Origin of the sequence: Salicibibacter cibi, assembly GCF_016495865.1 — a bacterium.
Taxonomy (GTDB): domain Bacteria; phylum Bacillota; class Bacilli; order Bacillales; family Marinococcaceae; genus Salicibibacter; species Salicibibacter cibi.
In genome coordinates, this window is record NZ_CP054706.1 from 276,548 (window position 1) to 296,229 (window position 19,682).

Genomic DNA, 19,682 nt, shown 5'->3' on the forward strand with positions numbered 1-19,682 from the left:
TGTTGTTCAATAAAATTTTAATCGCAAATCGCGGAGAAATAGCGGCAAGAATTATTCGAACGTGTGGAAAAATGGGAATTGCAACCGTGGCCGTTTATTCGGAGGCGGACGCTGATGCTCCCCATGTAGTGATGGCTGATGAATCATATTTAGTCGGGAAACCACCTGTCAATGAAAGTTACATGAATATCGATAAAATTATGGAGGTCGCAAAAACATCAGGTGCAGAAGCCGTCCACCCGGGTTATGGCTTGTTATCGGAGAATCCTGACTTTGCCCGTCGATGTGAAGAAGCGGGACTTACGTTTATCGGACCTTCACCAGACGTCATCGCGCAGATGGGAAGCAAAATAGAAGCGAGGAAAACGATGCATCATGCAGGTGTACCATTGGTGCCCGGGATTAACCACGCGTTGAAAGATGCCGATGAAGCGGCCGCGGTTGCAGAAGAAATCGGCTATCCGGTCATGTTGAAAGCTTCCTCCGGGGGCGGTGGCATTGGCATGCAGGTGGCTCATAACAATGAGGACATTTTAAAGGCTTTTGAAGGGAATCAAAAGCGGGCGAATGACTTTTTTGGCGATGGGTCCATGTATGTTGAAAAATTTATCGAACATCCACGCCACATTGAAATTCAAATTTTAGGGGATCATCAAGGGAACTCCGTTTATTTATGGGAAAGAGAATGCTCCATTCAGCGCCGCCACCAAAAAGTTGTGGAAGAAGCGCCTTCCCCATTTCTTGATGAAGAGACGAGAAAGAAAATGGGGGAATTGGCTGTTAAAGCAGCAGATGCCATTGGATACAGTAATGCAGGGACGATTGAATTTATCGTGGATGAAGAGAAATACTTTTATTTTCTGGAAATGAACACGCGCTTGCAAGTGGAACACCCGGTGACCGAAGAAATCACCGGTTTGGATATCGTTGCACAGCAAATAAACATTGCGGCAGGAGAAACGTTGCCCTTTAAGCAACCGGGGATTAAACGAATGGGCCACGCCATCGAAGTGCGAATCTATGCCGAAGATCCAAAGACATTTTTCCCGTCACCCGGTCAAATCACGAAATTGAGCATACCGCATGGATCGCATATACGTCATGAACTTGCCGTCACCGGACAATCCAAGGTCACGCCTTTTTATGACCCGATGATTGCTAAGTTAATTGTAAAAGGCAATACGAGGGAAGAGGCAATCGATTATATGACGCGGGCGCTTGACGAATATGAAGTGGATGGAATTAAGACGAACGTTCCCATGTTACAGAATGTATTCGCCCACGCGGCTTTTAAAGACGGGGATACCACAACAAATTTTTTGAAACAACACTTGCAAATAGGGGTTAAAGCATAATGGAGGGTATAGGTAAAGTTCTTGGTTGTGAATGACCCGGTCGTAAATGCCGATGGAGAAACTTCTGCGTTTATCATTTAGGGGGGCGATGAACATGGAAAAACCGACTGTTGCTCATATGTTAGAAAATGCGGTTTCGGCGGTACCGGATAGCGTTTTTCTTCACGAAGGACCAAAAAATGTTACTTTTCGGGAATTGGATAATGTTACGGATCAATTGGCAACAGCTTTTATAAAGGATGGGCTTCGAAAGGGGGATAAGCTCGGGATTATCGCGTTAAACCAGTTGGAATGGTTGTACACATATTTTGCGGCAATGAAAATTGGTGTAGGTGTTGTAGCTTTAAATGTTCGGTATCGTGCTGCCGAGTTTGAGTACATGCTTAACCAATCAGAAGTAAAAGCGATTGTATCCTTAAATGAGTTGGGAGATTTTAGCTACAGTGATTTTTTTGAAGGATTTAAAAATAAGATTCCTAGTGTTGAACATTATATTTTCATGGGGGAGGGATTTAATGGCAGTCGATCATTTGTAAAAATGCTAGATGAACCAGCGGCCAATCAATTGTTAAACGAAGCAAAGGCACGCGTACGTCCGACGGATACCGCGCTCGTTATCTATACCTCAGGAACAACCGGAAAACCGAAAGGAGCGATGATTTCCCATAATAGTGTCATCGCTTCTGCAAAAGCACAAATGGATCATTTTGGGATTATGGAAGAAGATGTGACCATCGGTAGCATGCCCTTGAACCATGTTGGTGGTATTTCCTGTTGCGTAACAGTGGTGCTATTAAGTCATAGTAGTGTGGTTTTGGTCCCGGCCTTTGATCCTGATGAAGTACTTGAAGCTATCCATCATCATAAAGCGACAATTTTTGGCGGAGTTCCAACGATGTACAGAATGTTATTGAACAATGACAAACGTAAGGTCTACCGTTTAGACTCCCTCCGCCTATGCTTTGCCGGCGGATCGAACGTTGAGCCGGAGCTTTGTGAACTCATAACGGGCGCCTTACCGAATGCGAGGCTTTCAAACTTATACGGATTAAGTGAAACATCAGGTGCTTGTGTGCTTTCAAAGTCAACGGATGATATAGAGAAAGTGCAGGCTAGTATCGGTGTAGCTATTGGTGATTTCGACATAAAAGTTGTAAGCGAGGAGAAAAAGACACTTTTTAACGGAGAAATCGGTGAATTAGCTGTTAAAGGTGCCTGCGTAGCAAAAGGTTATGACAATATGATAGATGAGACGAAGGAAAGTTTTGGGCATAAGGGTTGGTTGTATACAGGGGACATGGCCTATATGGATGACGAGGGTTATATCTATTATAAGGGACGGAAAAAAGAAATGATCGTTCAAGGCGGCTATAATGTCTATCCGGTGGAAGTGGAAAATATATTAGTGGAGCATCCCGAAGTTTCAATGGCTGCCGGATTCGGAGTCCCGGATGATTTTCTAGGGGAAGTCGGACGGTTTTATATTGTTCTCGCTCCCGGCGCGAGGCTTTCAGAGGAAGAATTAAAAAACTATTGTGCAGGCGTGATGGCTGATTATAAAATTCCGAGACAGTTCGTTTTTGTGGATGACGTCCCTCTGACTCCAGCAGGTAAGATTCAAAAATCACTTTTGAAAGAACAATATTTTGCATCCCTTCAATAGCTATATCCGTAAATTTTGATAAAGGGGCTGGAATCATGACAAACGGTGTTGGTTCATGGATTGTTAAGCATTGTGATCGTTTTGCGGATAAGACAGCGATTGTTTACAAAGAAAAGCAATTCAACTATGAACAGCTCAATGTCAGGGTAAACCGACTGGCAAACACATTGTCGGATATAGGGGTAAGAAAGGGAGACCGTGTCGACGCCCTCTTGTTCAATACGAATGAGATGTTGGAAGCGATGTTTGCTTGTGCGAAAATAGGGGCTATTTATGTGCCTATTAATTATCGTTTAAGTGTGGATGAGGTGGAATATATTGTTCGGGATTCCTCCCCGCGCCACTTTATTTATGATGAGAGAATGAAACCGTTGGTTGATCAATTACGGGAAAGAACGACGTTCATTAGCGACTGGATTCACGTCGGACAGCATCCTCATAAGCGTGACTTACAATATGATCAACTTTTGGCTGGGGCGAAAGATGAAGAACCGGGTTTTGACATTGGCTTGGATGACGTCCATATGATGATGTACACATCAGGGACGACGGGGAATCCAAAAGGTGCCATGATCAGCCATGGCAATACTTTATGGAATGCAATCAATAGCATCCATTTTAGGTCTATAGATGCCGAAGATACAACGTTGGCCGTTGCTCCCATGTTTCATATCGGCGCCATGGGTGTGTCGGCAACGCCCCTCTTGTATAAAGGCGGGACCGTTGTATTGGAAGATCAATTCGATCCTCGTACTGTGCTGGAATTGGTGCAAACAGAAAAATTATCGAGTTTATTCATGGTGCCGGCCATGTGGATGGCAATGACCCAGGTGCCCAACTTTGACGACTATGACTTAAGCTCAATAAAGTACAATATTTCCGGTGGTGCCCCGTGTCCCGTAACGGTCATTGAATTTTTCCAACAAAGAAATATACCATTTTATGAAGGGTTCGGCCTTACGGAAACCGCCCCGAGCGTTAGTTTATTAGATCCGGAAAATAGTTTTCGAAAAAATGGCTCTATAGGGAAACCGTTATTCCATGTGGACGTCAAAATTGTTGATGAGCATGGCCAACAAGTACCGACGGGAGCAGTAGGTGAACTGTTGATTAAAGGACCGAATGTATTTGTCGGCTATTGGAATAAGCCGGAGAAAACAAAAGAAGCATTGCAAAATGGATGGTTTTATAGTGGAGACTTGGCAACGTTGGATGACGAAGGGTTTCTCTATATTGTGGACCGGAAAAAAGACATGGTCATCTCCGGTGGGGAAAATGTGTATCCCATTGAAGTCGAACAGGTGTTATTTCGACATCCGAATATTAAGGAGGCGGGTGTTGTTGGGGTTCCGGACGAAAAATGGGGAGAAACGCCGAAAGCTTTTGTCGTGTTGAAAGATAAGAATCAGACAATGACCTTGGAAGACATTGAATCCTTTTGTGAAGGCAAACTCGCACGCTTTAAAATTCCGAAAGTCATTGAAATCATCGAGGCGTTACCGCGCAATGCTACGGGAAAAGTGTTGAAAACGGCGTTACGCAAAGGCGTAAAGGATCAAGTGAAGTAATGATTTAAAAAGAGGTGAAAAAATGTCGACCATCCAGTTAAAAAATGTTGCGCAAGCTAGGTCTGGAGACAAAGGTAATAAAGTTGATCTCGGACTTTTCGTTAATGATAAAGAACTTTACGATGTATTGCTTCAACAGGTCACTGTAGAAAAAGTAAAAGATCATTTCCAAGGACTGGTCTTTGGTGATGTTTACCGTTATGAGCTGCCCAACATTTTAGCGTTAAAATTTGTGTGTGAAGACGCATTGAATGGGGGAGGCTCAGCGTCGCTACGAATCGATAATTTGGGGAAAACATTTGGGTCCGCTCTCTTGCGCATGAACATCGAGGTTTCAGATGAGTTATTGGAAAAATTGCAAGCAAACGCAAAAGTATTCAACTAAAAAGGAGATGAGCGCGATCACACGTCAACCATATTTTACAGAAGAGCATGAAAAAATGCGAAAAACAATACGAAAATTCGTAAAAGAGGAACTCAGGCCCCATGCGGATGAATGGGAGGAAGCAGGTGAGTTCCCCCGCGATATCTTTAAGAGAATGGGGGACTTAGGTTTTCTCGGCTTATACTACCCTGAGGAAGTCGGCGGCCAGGGCGGCGATTATTTTATGGCGCTTGTTTTTGCCGAGGAGATGCATGCCTGCGGAAGCGGCGGTGTTTCCATGGCAACGGCCGTACAGACCGATATGGCGACACCGCCGATCCTTAAATTCGGGACGAAAGATCAGCATGAGCGGTTTTTGAAACCGGCTTTGAAAGGCGAAAAAATGGCATCCATCGGTATATCGGAGCCGAACCACGGATCGGATGTGGCGTCCATTGAGACTCGGGCAAGAAGAGAAGGCGATGAATGGGTCATTAATGGTGCGAAGACGTACATTACAAACGGACCGCGCGCTGACTTTATTACATTGGTCACCCGAACATCGGATGAACCGGGTTATAAGGGCATCAGTTTATTTCTCGTTGAATCGGATCGCCCAGGTTTTTCTGTCAGCAAAAAATTGGATAAGGTCGGCATGCGCGCATCGGACACGGCAGAACTGATTTTCGAAGATGTCAGAGTTCCCCATGAAAATTTGTTGGGCGTGGAAGGTCAAGGGTTTTATCAGATTATGTGGGAACTGCAAGGAGAGCGTTTAATCAGCGCCGCGGGAGCTGTTGCCGGAGCCGAACATACCTATAACCAGGTGCTTGACTATGCGAAAAATCGCAAGCAATTCGGTCGTCCGATCGTAGACAATCAAGTGATCGCCCATCTGTTCGCAGAAATGGCAACGGAAATCGAGCTGTGCCGTGAAATGACCTATGCCACCGCCTATCGATTTCAACAGGGAGAAGTGCCAACGAAAGAAATATCGATCACAAAACTGGCTTGTTCACAAATGGCTCACTGGGTCGCGGATCGTGCCTTGCAAATCTACGGTGGAAACGGTTACATGGAAGAATATCCGGCCGCACGTTCCTGGCGTGATTCCCGCCTGGCTCGAATCGGAGCCGGCACCGATGAAGTCATGAAACAAATTATAGCGAAACAAATCGGTTTATAAAATGGGGGGATACGATGAGACACTGGATTTTTACAGACGAACATGAATTGTTTCGTAAAACGGTGCGAAAATTTGTTGCCAACGAAATGACGCCTAACGTCGAACAATGGGAAGAAGATGGGGAGGTTCCAAGAAGCTTATTTCACCGTTTCGGTGAACTCGGTTATCTCGGGATTAAATTTCCTGAAGCATACGGTGGAGGCGATATGGATCTCGTGACGGCAGCGGTTCTTACCGAGGAAATGGCTCGAGCGGGTGCGGGCGGTGTCGGGGCATCCATCGGGGCGCACACGAACATCGCGTTACCTGTCATCGCCAATTTTGGAAGTCATGAACAAAAAGAAAAATATCTAGCCCCGGGCATTAAAGGTGAAAAGATCGCAGCCCTTGGCATTAGCGAGCCAGAAGCAGGTTCTGATGTTGCTTCCATGAAGACGACCGCAACACGGGAAGGGGATTATTATGTGCTAAATGGATCCAAAACATTTATTACTAATGGGGTCAATTCGGATTTCGCAGTCATTGCTGCAAAAACAAAAGAAGAACCGCAGCATAAAAATATCAGTTTTTTTATTGTGGAAAAAGGAACGGAAGGCTTTACAACCGGAAAAAAGTTAAAAAAATTAGGTTGGCGGTCTTCAGACACAGGCGAGTTGTTTTTTGACCATGTGAACGTGCCTGCTGAGAATTTGATAGGCGAGGAAAACAAAGGTTTTCGCTATATTATGACTAATTTTCAATGGGAACGTCTCGTTATGGCGCTCGGCTGTATCGGCTTAGCGGATATAACGTTGGAAGCTGCGGTCAAATACAGCAAAGAGCGGACACAATTTGGTCGCCCCATCGGCAAATTTCAAGTGTTAAGCCATAAAATGGCAGACATGGCCGTGGAAATTGAAAAAACGAAACATTTAACCTACCGCGCGCTTTATCTCTATGAAAATGGCGAAGATGCACTTAAAGAAACAACCATGGCGAAAAAGTATGCCTCGGAAATGATTAATCGCGTGACGGATCAAGCCGTGCAAATTCATGGGGGTGCCGGTTATATGATGGAATACCCGGTGCAACGTTATTGGCGTGACGGAAGAATCCAATCAATCGGCGGCGGAACGACACAAGTCATGAATGAAATTTTGGTAAAACGGTTAGGGATCATAAATTGATATAGAAATATGGGGTGGGAGACGCGCGAATATTTCTTGGAGGTGCAGGGATGATGGACATTTCTGTTGTGAATCGCGTGGCGATTGGAGATATTATCCGCAGGAGCGCGCGCCGTTTTCCGGAAAAGCCGTCTCTGATAGAAGATGAACGGATCTTGACTTTTAAAGAACTCGATGAGATGTGTAATCGGTTTGCCAATTATTTGCTTGATAGTGACTTGGTGAAAGGGGATAAGGTTGCCACGATTTGCGGCAACTCCATTGAACACGCCGTTGTCTCTTATGCCACGGCTAAAGCAGGGATGATTTGGGTGCCGATCAACCCAGGCGTTGGACTGGACGAGAAAACGTATATCCTAAACGAAACAGAGCCGAAACTATTGATCGGTGATGCCGCATTCATCAAACGTTCGTTTAATGAATTATCCAAACTTTGCCCATTCATTCTGTTCGCTGATGAAGATTCCCATGGTGCGGGAAATACCGTTCAATATGTTTTGGAACATCAGGATCAATCAGAACCCGATGTCCATATCGAAGACCGGGATGTGGCGCAAATCATGTACACGAGTGGAACGACCGGCAACCCCAAAGGGGTGATGATCAGTCACTTATCGGTTTATATTTCCAGCTTGGGAAACATTATTGAAAGCGGTTATAAGCAGAATTCCGTAGCTCTTGCTATGATGCCTATGTTCCATTGTGCCCAACATGCGATGCTGACGACGTCATTGCATCACGGCAATACGATTGTCATTTTAAAGGGATTTGACCCGGAAGTGTTTATGCAAACAGTGGAGAAACACAGGGTGACGGGAATGCTTGCCCTGCCCCTCATGTATCGGGTGTTGCTCGATCATCCGAAACGGGCGCAATATGATTTAAGCTCATTGGAAAAATGCATGTATGCCATGGCACCGATGGATAAGACGACACTTGAGCGGCTCATTGAAGCCTTTGATGCAGATTTCTTCCTTGGAACAGGACAAACGGAAATGTATCCCGCGACCATGATGTTCAAACCTGAAGAGCAATTGAGGCGATTCGGTTCTTATTGGGGCGAATCTTCTCTGCTTGTCGACACAGCTATTATGGATGATAATGGAAGCGTTGTTCCCGATGGGGAAGTTGGCGAAATCGTCCACCGCGGCCCGACGGTGATGAATGGGTATTTTAATAAGGAAGAAGCAACGGAAAAAAGCCGGGAATTTGATTGGCACCACACAGGTGACCTCGGTTACTGGGATCCGGACGGACAAATGGTGTTTGTCGATCGTAAAAAAGATATGATCAAAACCGGCGGAGAAAACGTTGCATCGATAAAAGTGGAAGAAACACTCTTTTTATATCCAAAAGTGGCCAATGCGTCTGTTGCCGGTCTGCCCCATGAGCATTGGATCGAAGCGATTACCGCTTTTGTCACTCCAAAGCCGGGCGAAAGCGTTACCGAGCGGGAGATTATCGACCATTGCGCTGAACATTTGGGTTTTTTTCAGGTCCCCAAATCCGTGATTTTTTTACAGCAGTTGCCCGCGACAACAACGGGAAAAGTGAAAAAGAATGTATTGCGCGAAGAATATAAAAATCACTATCTCCAAGCCCCTTCGCATTAAAATCACTATCTATACAGTGTGGCGCGTAACGACATCATTCGAGAGCGATTTCCTCCCGAATGATGTCGTTTGCGCATGACTCATCCATTCCGTTCCCGTCGTTTCAAAAAATGTTTCCGCAGTTGGTAAATGTTATGCCTGAACTGCTTTTTCCGCCCCTATTTCACGGTGGTAATGATCCACATCCATCTTGATTTATTAATCAAGCATTATGTTGATGTTCGGCAAAACGTCTTCTTGAACAGTGACTACTAGGTGCATCCCCTACATTTGCGGGGGAATCAAACGTTCGCATGTGTTTACCTACCTTTGTAATGGAATACATGCATAAGTAATCCATCCTGTATATCGCAGTGTCCTTTGACAAGAGAGGATCGATGCGAGCCATGGACGATGTGTGACAAAGTCTGCAACGCGCCGAAAAAATAACCCTGAACAAACGTCACGGCATTGGCTTTAGCCAGCTTCATTGTCGGAGTCTTGCTATTATCCCGTAATTGTGTGAAAGCAGAATGAAAAAAACCTACATTTTACGGGGTTATTACAACATGATTAAAACGATATAATTTTCGTAACTCTTCAAATTGTGGAGGGCCTGGGAAGTATATATAGGGGGTGTGTAGGTAGGTTTTTTACAGTTATTTTTAAAAATACCGACATTTTGGGGGATTGTGGTTAAATAGAACTAGGCTTATGATGCTAGTATATCTTCCCAAGTTTCTAAATCGAAACGTGTGGGCGAAGGTATTTATTTTGGGGGAAATAGGAGGTATGAGAGGAATAAGGAGGGAACATATGGGGAACGCATTACAGATTAGCAAAAAACGTTTAGGGATTATAGCGAGTGCGGCAGGAGCGGGGCTCACGGCGTTGTTGCTTTCGTTGTTCCTGTCTGGTTCGTTATTTGCCGCATTTCCAATCGCGGGGGTTGGTGGCTTTACGATCAGCGCTGATGAAATTGAAGGAGCGGATTTCGAACTGTACCCGGTCCTCGGTGAAACGGAGGAGAACCCGGTGTGGGCTCAAGCCGCTGTTGAATTGGGAACGGCTGCCATCGATGGATTAGTATTATCGAAAAACATTAACACCGAAGATGCGCTTGGGGCTTATGGGGTCAATAGTGTGGATGTGCAAGTGACATCTTCAGGCGTTGTCGAAGGGGATGAATTAAGTCTGCGCGTATCGGGCATTGACTCCGAAGACTCGCAATTTGCAGGATTGCAAGTACAGGAGCATTACACCGATAATCCTCTCAATGTCATTGATTTGGAAGCGCCCGAACTAACCCTTGACAATCCGGAATTAAATACGCATTTCTTGTCTGCGCAAAGCATCGGAATCCCGGGCTTGCAAGTTCAAGTCATCTCTAACACGGATGATGGGAGCATCGGGGGCTTTTAAAGTAAGGCGCGATTAGCCTTCTATTTCCCCCAAAATGACTGATGGGTTTCACTTCTATTAAAGGGACTTTATATCGATGGAAATTGCAATCCTTTTTACCTATCTCTTATATCGACCAGTCATGTAAAAGCTTTAACTTAAACCAAAAATTTTAAAAAAAATGTAAGCGAAAACATTTCACAATTTTATGTTAATCCTTTTCTTTGCGTGAAGGTATTTATCTTGGGGGAAATAGGATGGTCTTTTTGGCAGATAAGAAAGTATAACTCAACTTTCTTATCTGCATAAGTTGGGCTAAGGCATTATGAGGAGGGAGCATTTATGGCAAACGCGCTGAACGTTAGCAAGAAGCGTTTGGGAATGATTGGGGCTGCGGCAGGTACAGGGCTGATCGCAGTGTTATTGTCGTTGTTCATCTCAGGGTCGTTATTCGCTGCATTTCCGTTAGCCGGGATTGGCGGTTTTACGATTAGTGCCGATGAAATTGATGGGACAGATTTCTCGCTGTATCCGACAATTGGTGAAACGGAGCAAAACCAAGAATGGGCACAAGCGGGTGTTGATCTGGGGACCGCTGACATTGACGGCCTAGTCCTTTCCAAGAACATTGATACGGAAGATGCGCTTGGCGCTTATGGGGTCAATAGCGTTGATGTGCAAGTGACATCTTCAGGTGTCGTTGAAGGGGATAATCTAAATCTGATGGTATCCGGCATAGATGCTGTTGATTCTCAATTTGGAGGCCTGGAGGTCGCGGAATACTACACCGACGATCCGATGGATTCCTTTGACTTATCTGCACCGGATTTACTGCTTGAGGATGCAGAATTAAACACGCATTTCTTGTCCGCTGACAGCATCGGCATACCTGGCTTGCAGGTTCAGGTCATTTCTAACACGGAAGATGGAAGCATTGGAGGTTTTTAAGGCTAACATGGCTTAGCCTCCTATTTCCCCCGAAATGAATGACCTTACCAAAACGATCGGGAGGGAACTCTTATGGCAAAATTGGGATTGATTTTAGATGCTCTGGGCATGGCGATTATAGGTCTGCTTACCGGTTTTTTTGTTGGAGGGCTCGTTCTGGGGCTGGGCATGCCGGGAGGAATTGCCGGAGGAATAATGGCAGCAGCTTTTCTTGTGTTATTTACACTGACGTTTCATTTTTTGGAATGGGAGGTGGCAAACAGAAAAGTAAAATATGCCAGCATTGGAATTTTGCCCGGAGTGTTAATCGGAGGTACCCAACTTATGGGTTTTGGCATCCTCGGCGCGATTACCTTTGGAACGGTAAACGCCATTATTTTTGCTGCTGTTCTTGACCCCATCATTCAAAACTATGTCAAAAAAGAACGCTACGTATTGTATCCGGGGCATTATTTAGTGGTGTTTTTCCTCGGTACGATTAGCGCATTTATAATGATTCAAGTGGTCGGAATCACAAGCCGGATGGTGGATTTCGAGGCGGTTGTTTCCGCACTCCCCTTGTTAATGACGAGCGTCATCGTTTTTGGAACCGTTTTAGCCATTTGTTTTGTTGGATTAGCAGTGAAAAAAAGACAATTGGAAAGTTGGCGTATGGCATTTAAGGCGAGGAGGTTGTTGCTGATCATGTCGGTAGGTTTGGGTATTGCGATAACGGGAGTAATCACTTTCGTTCATCATGGCATCGTTTTGTCAGAAACTTTGGTGGCCGGTGCCGCTTTCGTTTGGATATTTGGCGGCTCAAAATTCAAATCGCCCGGTAATGGGTTCGGTCTTTTCCCTCGTCGGCGGTCTGGCCGTATTGGCTTTCGGCATCAGTGTAGCTCCTATGCTATTGTTGCCGGGAAGCGGTTTAATGTGGGCCGGGCTGATTTTTGGTTTGTTCATGGTCATGTTATCTTTTGTAAGTTTGACTAAGCCGGAGTTGAATGTGTTTACAGGGTCCTCGATCATTATTTTCTCCATTCTGTCCTTTATCGGTGCGGCCGGGGGATTAATCATCGGAGGGCTGCTTGGCATCGCAGGCGGTATACTAATTGCGGCCTGGAATGGTTCTGTTCCGAAAAAGGATGATTATGACGAAATGGAAGAAGGATCACAAGATATCTCCTCTGCTTCCCCGCATACAGTAAATGGGTAATAACAACCGTGATCGGTCAGTGGAGGCATTACTATGAAACTATGGAAAAAAGTGAAGATATTGGGCCTTATTATCGTACTTATCGTTGCCTATAGCCATCCTCCGGGAGGAACGGATCAAGCTGACGCGGAAATAGAAGAGGAAGAATACGGGGATTTCGATGGTTTTGTGCTGACGGTAGATCAAATTTCGGGAAGAATAAATTTGCTCGGATTGAGACCCGGAATTATTGTTGATACACAGGTATCTTTTACAAGTGCAGTGGCAGAAGGATTATCTTTATCAACATTGAAGGAAACGGATCAAGGCACGATGGTGCTGACGATTGAATCGGAGACGCCGGAAGTGCCTGTTGATGTTAGCTGGATGGACGTCACTGTCAACTCATTAAATATTGGAGGTTTATGCTTTCCGGAACGACTCCTGGATGTCTGTTTGTCAGATGTGATCATTGACGCCAAAGAATTAGAATCGAGCAGTGCCGGGCTTCCGAATTTAACGATGCGGACGAGCTTTGATCCGGACGATGTAGCGGAAGTGGAAGCACAAAAGCAAATGCTGGAAGATCAGGATGATGAAGAACAACTGGAAAAACTCATTACGGCCGTGGATGATGCTGAAGATGGAGAGTTGTCCAACGAAATCGACAACGTTTCTGATTTGCAAGCAGAAATGGATCAGCTGGATGACTTGATTGAAGAAGCGCAAGATCAGCATGAAGAAACGGATGGGCAAATAAACAGCTTGGAAGCAATGATCGATGAAGCCAATGCGTTGGTTGATGAAGCTGATTTTGAAGAAATGCAGGAAAATATGAGTGAACAACACGATGAATTGACGACGGAATCGGAATCGTTTTCTGCAGTCGTTGAGCAAGTTGACGAGCAACTGCAGCACGTGCAAGATGGTTTGGGATCCTTCCGTGAAACCGTTGAGGACAGGCATGAGTATTTAGAGGACTTGGAACTGGACGGATGGTCGGAGAGCTATGAAGAACTGGAGGAAACCGAGGGCGAGCTGCAAGCGGTCGAAGATAGGATTCAAGAAGCAAGTGAACAAGTGGAGACGCTAAAAGATGAGAATGAAGATGTGCGTGACCGGCTGGATGTCCTTCGAGAAGAAATGGAGGATCTGGACTTCGAGCGGGAGGAAGATTCGGAAGAAGCGTCTGATTCCGAAGATGACGATGCTGAAGATCAAGACACGGAGCGTCGTTCCGAAGATGACGATGCTGAAGATCAAGACATGGAGCCTCGTTCCGAAGATGACGATGCTGAAGATCAAGATATGGAGCCTCGTTCTGACGACAATGAAGACGAGCTGAAGGCTTTGGAATCAGATGCAGAAGAATGGCTTCAGGACATGGGAGAAACGGAGGAGGAGTTCACCGAGTTGGAAAGTGATCTTCAGGATGAGTGGATCGAGCCCGTTGAGGAGGCTTTCGAACATCCATTAGAGGAAGAGACTTTGGAGTTGTTACAAGAAAAAACAGAGGAAGCGAAGGAAGATGACACGTTTGTAAACGCAGTGACGGAACTCTACCGAATAGAAGAAACATTGGATAACGATGCATCGGATGCAGAAGATCTTGAAAAGAAACAGCAAGAATACGAGGATGAAGAGATAGATAGCTATGAGATTGAAGATCATCTAGCGATTGGCGTAGAACAGTATGAAGAGATGCAAGGCAGAATTGATGATGTCGAGGAAGCATTAGAAGAACGCTTCAGTGAGGCAAAAGAAAAGCTGCAGGATGAACAGGAAAATGTCAGTGTAAGTGAAGACCTTGAAGACCTTGAAGACCTTGAAGAAGATGATGAAGCGTTTTTGGAAATGCTTGAGGCGGTGCGGGAAGATTTCGAATCCCTCTCAGAGGATTACGAAGAGCTTAAATCGGAAGGGTGATGACGACCGCCTTTCCGGTTTTTTCACATCGCATAGCGGAGAAAAATGGAAATGGTATATGAATGGTGTGCGACGTTGACGTCGGACATAAGGATGAGGATGACCAGAAATGCCATTATAAGGAGCGGAAGCTAGTGGTGTATTTTAGAAATTGTTTCTCTTAAATGGTATCGCTACCTATCCAGGTGCGGCAGCGCGAGTCTCTCAAACGGGGGGAAAGCGAACTAAGCAAAGTAATCCCTCAAACGGAGGTCGAGCTGCTCCGAGAGGAACAAGAGAAGTAATTTTTAATCCCCATTCCTCTCAGAATGGGTTTGAGTACCATCGGAGCCTCTGCCAAAATTAAAATGAAGCTTTAGAGTAGCGAAACGTTAATGAAAAGCGTGTTTACAAATGATGTCAGAGTACAAACGTTTGACGCCATGAATCGACAGAATCCATTATATAATGGCGTCATCTGGATAGTTATGACGCCATAAAACAACGCATGTGTACATTGAATGGCGTCCACCATGGGCAACAATGACACCATGAAAGTTCCTACGCTTGATTATGATGGCGTCAATAATGAAAAGACAAAGGCTTTCGTTCACCATATATTTCCATGAAATTACGCGTGCCCTGCTCAGAAGAAAACCACGCCAAATGACGGCCAATCACCGAATTTGATCATTGACAGATGAAGACACATGTCCATCATTTTGCTTTAACGGAAAAAAGGACGATAAATGTCATTAGGTTTTAAACTGTCATGGCTGGGATTTATGATTTTGGCATTGGCACTCAGGATGAAATACGGGTATGGCAAACAAAGGGAGAAAAAATTTCTGAGCCACCCACCCCCCTTTTTTTGTAGTGCGGTGCCCATTATCCAGGCTCCCCCCCAACATTTGTGGGGGGTATCTCGCATGCGCTGCAATCTAACGGAATTGATTGGCATCCTATTGCTGTTTATGATAAAAAGATAATGGGATAAAGGAGATGGGCCATATGCAGGCTTTCAGTGATTCGGAACATTTGTACAGAGTGGTTGGTGAGTTTTTGCAAGTTCCGACGCACCCGAGAACATATGAAGATTTGCGGCAATGGTGGGGAGCGAATTCGGCGTATCATGAGGAAGGGGATGAAATTGATCTCATCAACGATATCGGGCGAAAGGTTGCCAAGACAAAAATGAGTGCAGAGTTTGTGTTCTCGGAGCCGGAAGCCCTTATTTGTATGGATGCCCAAAACCCAAAAAAGGGAGAACAATTCAGCATTTATTTGGGGCATTCCCCTATTCCCGTGACATTAAGCGTAAAAACCACGGGGGATATGGCTCATCAATTTTGGGCCGGGAACGTAAGTGTCACGGCTGCAATAATGACAGGCAAGATCAAAACAAAGGGTTCTAAACAAAAGGCATTAAAGTTGTTGCCGCGAATTGCGCCGGCATTTGCCCTTTATCCTCGTTATTTGGAGCTTATAGGCGAAGAACGGTTGCTTAGAATGTTATAAAAAGCAAAACATCGGAGGGAAGGCAAGTGGCGTCGGCGATGCATAACGATAAAGCAATAAAAAAAAGTAAGCACGATCAAGTTGAAATCATAAAAATATCGGTCAATCCATATTTTCCTTTAATATCTGTCTATCTCTACTATATTGACGGACTGCTTATTGATACCGGGCCAAGCAAAAGACGGAAGCGTTTGATCCCCCTTTTCCGTTCATGGGAGCTCGAGCGGGTAGCGATAACCCATTACCATGAGGATCACTCGGGGATGGCATCATGGATCGCGCGTAACACGACAGCGGAGATATTCGTACATGAAAAAACGATTCCGATCGCGCAGGAGACAGCACAAGTGCCATGGTATCAAGAATTTTTCACCGGACGCCGCCTCCCATTCAGTGCCAAAGCCTACCCGAATGTGATTGAAACGTCCAAATACCGCTTTTACCCGATGGAGACGCCCGGTCATACCAATGATCACGTCTGTATATTTGAACCGAAAAATGGTTGGCTGTTTACCGGCGATCTCTATATCACCCCCTATCCAAAGGTTTTTTTGAAGGAAGAATCGATCTCTGCATACATCGAAACATTGCACAAATTGAATCGTTTCGAATATCAGACCGTGTTTTGTGCTCATGAGGGTGTCATCCGCAACGGAAAAGAAATGATGAATCGCAAACTGGAGTATTTAGAGAAAACCCGAGATGAGGTTGTACGCATGCATCGAATGGGATGGAGAGACCGAACGATCATGAAGAAACTGTTTCCCGACAAAGTGAAGCTGGAACAACGGTCTTTCGGCACATTTTCACGGTTGAATATGATCCGTTCTTGTATTCGAGAACAATAAATATCCTCCTCCGAAAAAAAATGTACCCCCTATATTTTACGTATGGTCACACGCTGAAAACAATAAAAACCCGACATTTAGGGGAATAGGCAGCGAGTGACTGACCCCTTACAATTATAATTAACCGCTTACATTCGTTGAATTTCGAATACTGCGATTAAAAAAGTACGGATACGTATCAGTATTGCAGGAGTGAATACCGATGATTTCTCTGCTGTTCCATCATCAATCCTATAAAGATCCGCAAAATAAACTACTTGATGCTGCATTGCATTTATACACCGGAAAAGGGTTTAGAGAAACGTCGGTGTTGGAAGTTGTTGAACGGGCACGGGTGTCGAAAACGACATTTTATCATTTTTTCAACAGCAAAGAAGATTTGCTCGTCCAATTGTTTCAGTCTTTGCTTGAAGAAGTTTTGCAAGAGGTAAGACGAACAGCAGAACTAGAGACGCACATCGCTCATAAATCATTTGCCGGTATTCGCCGTTACCTGGAAATTTGCAACGATCATCGTCCCGTCGCCCGTCTTTTACTGGTTTCATCCGCAGGGTTGAGTTCGGCAGTCGAAGAGGTGCGACACAAAGCACACGTTGAATTCGCCATTTTTATCTATGAAAGTGTGCGAGTAGAAATTGAGCAGGAAGGATTGGTTTCCGACGACCAAATCCATACCGCAGCGCAAGCAATGGTAGGCGCCATTAATGAAGTCGTGATTCACAAAATTATCGTTGAGAATAAAAAAAACATCGATGAATTGGCGCATTTGTTAAACCATATTGCCATCGGAGCGTTTACGATGCTCGCGGAAAATCAAATGTCATTTAAAGGGGGGATGCGGTTGTAAATTACGGTGAAATGATGATGAAGGTACGTTTAATTAAATATTTATTTACATTTAAAAGAAGGGGAGTTTTCCAAAATGGCAAAAGTAAAAGAGATTTTTGATCAAATAAACGCAGGTCTTAAGGATGATCCATCTCGGGCAGGAGGCGTAGAAGCTGTTTACCAGTTTAACTTGAGTGGAGATGAAGCCGGGACCTATCAGGTCGTTCTGAAATCCGGAGAAGGATACGCACAAGAAGGGGAACAAGAAACACCGGATTGCACGCTAACACTCGATTCCGAGGATTTCGGAAAAATGGCGGAAGGAGAACTGAACGGAACGGAAGCGTTTATGAGCGGGCAGTTGCAAATCGACGGAGACATGGGATTGGCATTGCGTCTCCAAGAAGTGTTGGAAGCGTACAACGCCGAGCAAAAATAAGTTTCATGATTTTCATAAGTCGGCGAAGCAGCCACATGTTTAGCCGACTTGTTTTTACACTATCAGAATGTATAAATTGTTCGGATGAATAAGAAAAGATTTTTAACTTTCGCTATTCTTGGCGATAAGCCAAGTTTTTCTAAAACAAGGAGGTGGCTACGTGGATGAATTTAAGCAAAATATGGCGTGATAACATTGATGAGTACGGAGAGTATCCAATTCTTATCTATGAAGGGGAAGCGTATACAAATGTGCACTTGGATGAAGCTTCTTCGCAATTGGCGCACGCGTTAAGGGACATGGGTGTGGAAAAGGGCGACCAAGTCGTTGTCACGATGCCGAATTGCCCCGAAGTTGTTGTCGCATTTGGCGGTGTCATAAAAAACGGATCGGCGGTTGTCCCGGTAATGCCGCTTTTGCAGACACAAGAACTTCGTTATATATTGGATGACTGCACGCCCAAAGTTGTTTTGACGACAAACACGCTTTTTTCCAAAGTGCAGGAAGCAAGCAAAGATCTCGCATCACCGCCGCAAATTTTTACATTGGAAGAATCGGAACAAGAAAACGCTCTGCAAGCAGCCATGCAAAAAGCGCCGGCAACGGCACCCGATGGGCACATTCATGAAGATGACGATGCCGCACTTTTGTACACCGCAGGAACAACCGGTGCTCCGAAAGGGGTTATGCTGTCGCATAAAAATTTGTATTCCAACGCGGTGGCTGCTTCAAAAAAAGCAGAAATTCTTAAACTTAAAACGGGACGGGTTAGCCTAAGTATCTTGCCTTTTTCACACGCATTCGGGTATACGATGATGAATGTCGCGTTCATGCTCGGGGATAAAAATGTCCTCTTGCCTTATTTTGAACCTGTGAAAGTGCTGGAAGCAATTGAAAAATACAAAGTCACCCATTCAGCGATGGTGCCCGCTATGTTTCATGCCTTATACAATCATCCTGACGCAGACAAATATGATACGTCGACATTTTTTGCCTGTATTTCCGGTTCGGCAGCACTTCCGAAGCCTATCGCCGAAGGATTTCAAAAGAAATTTGGCTGCCTCGTTTTGGAAGGGTATGGATTATCGGAAGCGGCGCCAATCGTGACGGCTACCGATCCAAGGCAGAAAATCAAGCCGGGATCCGTCGGGCAGCCACTACCGGATATTGAAGTTGCGGTCGTAGATGAACATGACCAGCGGTTGCCTGCCAATGAAGTCGGAGAGTTGATTGTTTCTGGTCCCAACGTACTGAAAGGGTACCACGGAAAACCGGAAGAAACCGAAAAAATCCTGAAAGACGGCTGGTTATACACAGGGGATATGGCCAGGATCGATGAGGAAAACTATGTTTTCATTGTCGACCGCAAAAAGGATGTCATTATTCGCGGAGGCTTCAATATCTATCCGAAAGATCTGGAAGAGCTGTTATTGAGCCATTCCGAGGTGTCTGAGGCGGGTGTGATCGGTATTCCCTCTGAAAAAATGGGTGAAGAAGTTGGCGCCTATGTAGTGAAAAAACGAGGATCTGACATAAAAGATGAGGAGCTTATCGCTTTTTGCCAAGAACATTTGGCGAAGTACAAAACGCCTAGATTTTTGAAAATCGTCGGCTACCTTCCTAAAAATGTGATCGGAAAAATAGATAAAAAGCAACTTCGCGAATGGGCGAAGGATTTTCATGCCACATCAAAATAAACGATATTATCTGTGAAACCGAAAAAG

The 19,682-nt window shown here is 44.9% G+C and carries 17 protein-coding genes; all 17 read left to right on the forward strand.

The genetic code is table 11. The annotated features are described in order from the left end of the window. Positions 1 to 2: 2 nt before the first annotated feature. The 17 genes from HUG20_RS01435 (at position 3) to HUG20_RS01515 (ending at position 19,655) form a co-directional block, all read left to right on the forward strand. Positions 3 to 1,355, forward strand: coding sequence for an acetyl-CoA carboxylase biotin carboxylase subunit (locus HUG20_RS01435; RefSeq protein ID WP_200087186.1), 1,353 nt, complete (start codon positions 3 to 5; stop codon positions 1,353 to 1,355). Between the two features lie 94 nt (positions 1,356 to 1,449). Further along, positions 1,450 to 3,018, forward strand: coding sequence for a class I adenylate-forming enzyme family protein (locus HUG20_RS01440; protein ID WP_200087188.1), 1,569 nt, complete (start codon positions 1,450 to 1,452; stop codon positions 3,016 to 3,018). Positions 3,019 to 3,053: 35 nt separating this feature from the next. Beyond that, on the forward strand, positions 3,054 to 4,586 hold the full coding sequence (gene menE / locus HUG20_RS01445) for an o-succinylbenzoate--CoA ligase (RefSeq protein ID WP_200087190.1): 1,533 nt from the start codon (positions 3,054 to 3,056) through the stop codon (positions 4,584 to 4,586). 22 nt (positions 4,587 to 4,608) lie between these two features. Next, positions 4,609 to 4,971 (forward strand): AtuA-related protein, encoded by a 363-nt coding sequence (locus HUG20_RS01450; protein WP_200087192.1) that lies wholly within the window; start codon positions 4,609 to 4,611, stop codon positions 4,969 to 4,971. Then, a complete protein-coding gene (locus tag HUG20_RS01455) occupies positions 4,925 to 6,136 on the forward strand; it encodes an acyl-CoA dehydrogenase family protein (RefSeq protein WP_246476490.1) in 1,212 nt (403 codons plus the stop codon). Before HUG20_RS01450 ends, HUG20_RS01455 begins: the two co-directional genes overlap by 47 nt. Positions 6,137 to 6,150: 14 nt before the next feature. Continuing rightward, positions 6,151 to 7,302 carry an acyl-CoA dehydrogenase family protein gene (locus tag HUG20_RS01460; RefSeq protein WP_200087200.1) on the forward strand — a complete coding sequence of 384 codons (1,152 nt, stop codon included), beginning with the start codon at positions 6,151 to 6,153 and terminating at the stop codon, positions 7,300 to 7,302. Positions 7,303 to 7,352: 50 nt separating this feature from the next. Further along, entirely contained in the window at positions 7,353 to 8,915 is a 1,563-nt protein-coding gene (locus HUG20_RS01465) for an AMP-binding protein (RefSeq protein WP_200087202.1), read from the forward strand. Between the two features lie 795 nt (positions 8,916 to 9,710). Beyond that, positions 9,711 to 10,316, forward strand: a complete 606-nt coding sequence (locus HUG20_RS01470) for a DUF6230 family protein (protein ID WP_200087205.1) — start codon at positions 9,711 to 9,713, stop codon at positions 10,314 to 10,316. A gap of 321 nt (positions 10,317 to 10,637) precedes the next feature. After that, positions 10,638 to 11,243, forward strand: a complete 606-nt coding sequence (locus tag HUG20_RS01475) for a DUF6230 family protein (RefSeq protein WP_200087207.1) — start codon at positions 10,638 to 10,640, stop codon at positions 11,241 to 11,243. 72 nt (positions 11,244 to 11,315) lie between these two features. Then, the gene (locus HUG20_RS01480; RefSeq protein WP_200087209.1) at positions 11,316 to 12,218 is read left to right on the forward strand and encodes a hypothetical protein; all 903 of its coding nucleotides are present in this window, start codon (positions 11,316 to 11,318) and stop codon (positions 12,216 to 12,218) included. Then, complete coding sequence (locus tag HUG20_RS19035) at positions 12,103 to 12,441, forward strand: DUF6114 domain-containing protein (RefSeq protein WP_246476491.1); 339 nt, start codon at positions 12,103 to 12,105, stop codon at positions 12,439 to 12,441. The genes HUG20_RS01480 and HUG20_RS19035 overlap by 116 nt, the downstream gene beginning before the upstream one ends. A gap of 33 nt (positions 12,442 to 12,474) precedes the next feature. Then, entirely contained in the window at positions 12,475 to 14,346 is a 1,872-nt protein-coding gene (locus HUG20_RS01490; protein WP_200087213.1) for a coiled-coil domain-containing protein, read from the forward strand. A 990-nt stretch (positions 14,347 to 15,336) separates the two neighbouring features. Next, a complete protein-coding gene (locus HUG20_RS01495) occupies positions 15,337 to 15,843 on the forward strand; it encodes a hypothetical protein (RefSeq protein ID WP_200087215.1) in 507 nt (168 codons plus the stop codon). A gap of 26 nt (positions 15,844 to 15,869) precedes the next feature. Next, positions 15,870 to 16,691, forward strand: coding sequence for an MBL fold metallo-hydrolase (locus HUG20_RS01500; protein WP_200087222.1), 822 nt, complete (start codon positions 15,870 to 15,872; stop codon positions 16,689 to 16,691). Positions 16,692 to 16,893: 202 nt separating this feature from the next. Further along, entirely contained in the window at positions 16,894 to 17,538 is a 645-nt protein-coding gene (locus tag HUG20_RS01505; RefSeq protein ID WP_200087224.1) for a TetR/AcrR family transcriptional regulator, read from the forward strand. A gap of 75 nt (positions 17,539 to 17,613) precedes the next feature. After that, positions 17,614 to 17,958 carry an SCP2 sterol-binding domain-containing protein gene (locus HUG20_RS01510; RefSeq protein ID WP_200087226.1) on the forward strand — a complete coding sequence of 115 codons (345 nt, stop codon included), beginning with the start codon at positions 17,614 to 17,616 and terminating at the stop codon, positions 17,956 to 17,958. Positions 17,959 to 18,122: 164 nt separating this feature from the next. Further along, positions 18,123 to 19,655 carry a class I adenylate-forming enzyme family protein gene (locus HUG20_RS01515; protein WP_200087234.1) on the forward strand — a complete coding sequence of 511 codons (1,533 nt, stop codon included), beginning with the start codon at positions 18,123 to 18,125 and terminating at the stop codon, positions 19,653 to 19,655. The last annotated feature ends 27 nt before the right edge of the window (positions 19,656 to 19,682 follow it).

Excerpts from the sequence above, each read along its gene's own strand:
- HUG20_RS01440 (WP_200087188.1), top strand. The coding sequence starts at position 1,450 with ATGGAAAAACCGACTGTTGCTCATATGTTAGAAAATGCGGTTTCGGCG.
- menE (WP_200087190.1), top strand. The coding sequence starts at position 3,054 with ATGACAAACGGTGTTGGTTCATGGATTGTTAAGCATTGTGATCGTTTT.
- HUG20_RS01450 (WP_200087192.1), top strand. The coding sequence starts at position 4,609 with ATGTCGACCATCCAGTTAAAAAATGTTGCGCAAGCTAGGTCTGGAGAC.
- HUG20_RS01455 (WP_246476490.1), top strand. The coding sequence starts at position 4,925 with ATGAGTTATTGGAAAAATTGCAAGCAAACGCAAAAGTATTCAACTAAA.
- HUG20_RS01460 (WP_200087200.1), top strand. The coding sequence starts at position 6,151 with ATGAGACACTGGATTTTTACAGACGAACATGAATTGTTTCGTAAAACG.
- HUG20_RS01465 (WP_200087202.1), top strand. The coding sequence starts at position 7,353 with ATGATGGACATTTCTGTTGTGAATCGCGTGGCGATTGGAGATATTATC.
- HUG20_RS01470 (WP_200087205.1), top strand. The coding sequence starts at position 9,711 with ATGGGGAACGCATTACAGATTAGCAAAAAACGTTTAGGGATTATAGCG.
- HUG20_RS01475 (WP_200087207.1), top strand. The coding sequence starts at position 10,638 with ATGGCAAACGCGCTGAACGTTAGCAAGAAGCGTTTGGGAATGATTGGG.
- HUG20_RS01480 (WP_200087209.1), top strand. The coding sequence starts at position 11,316 with ATGGCAAAATTGGGATTGATTTTAGATGCTCTGGGCATGGCGATTATA.
- HUG20_RS01490 (WP_200087213.1), top strand. The coding sequence starts at position 12,475 with ATGAAACTATGGAAAAAAGTGAAGATATTGGGCCTTATTATCGTACTT.
- HUG20_RS01495 (WP_200087215.1), top strand. The coding sequence starts at position 15,337 with ATGCAGGCTTTCAGTGATTCGGAACATTTGTACAGAGTGGTTGGTGAG.
- HUG20_RS01505 (WP_200087224.1), top strand. The coding sequence starts at position 16,894 with ATGATTTCTCTGCTGTTCCATCATCAATCCTATAAAGATCCGCAAAAT.
- HUG20_RS01510 (WP_200087226.1), top strand. The coding sequence starts at position 17,614 with ATGGCAAAAGTAAAAGAGATTTTTGATCAAATAAACGCAGGTCTTAAG.
- HUG20_RS01515 (WP_200087234.1), top strand. The coding sequence starts at position 18,123 with ATGAATTTAAGCAAAATATGGCGTGATAACATTGATGAGTACGGAGAG.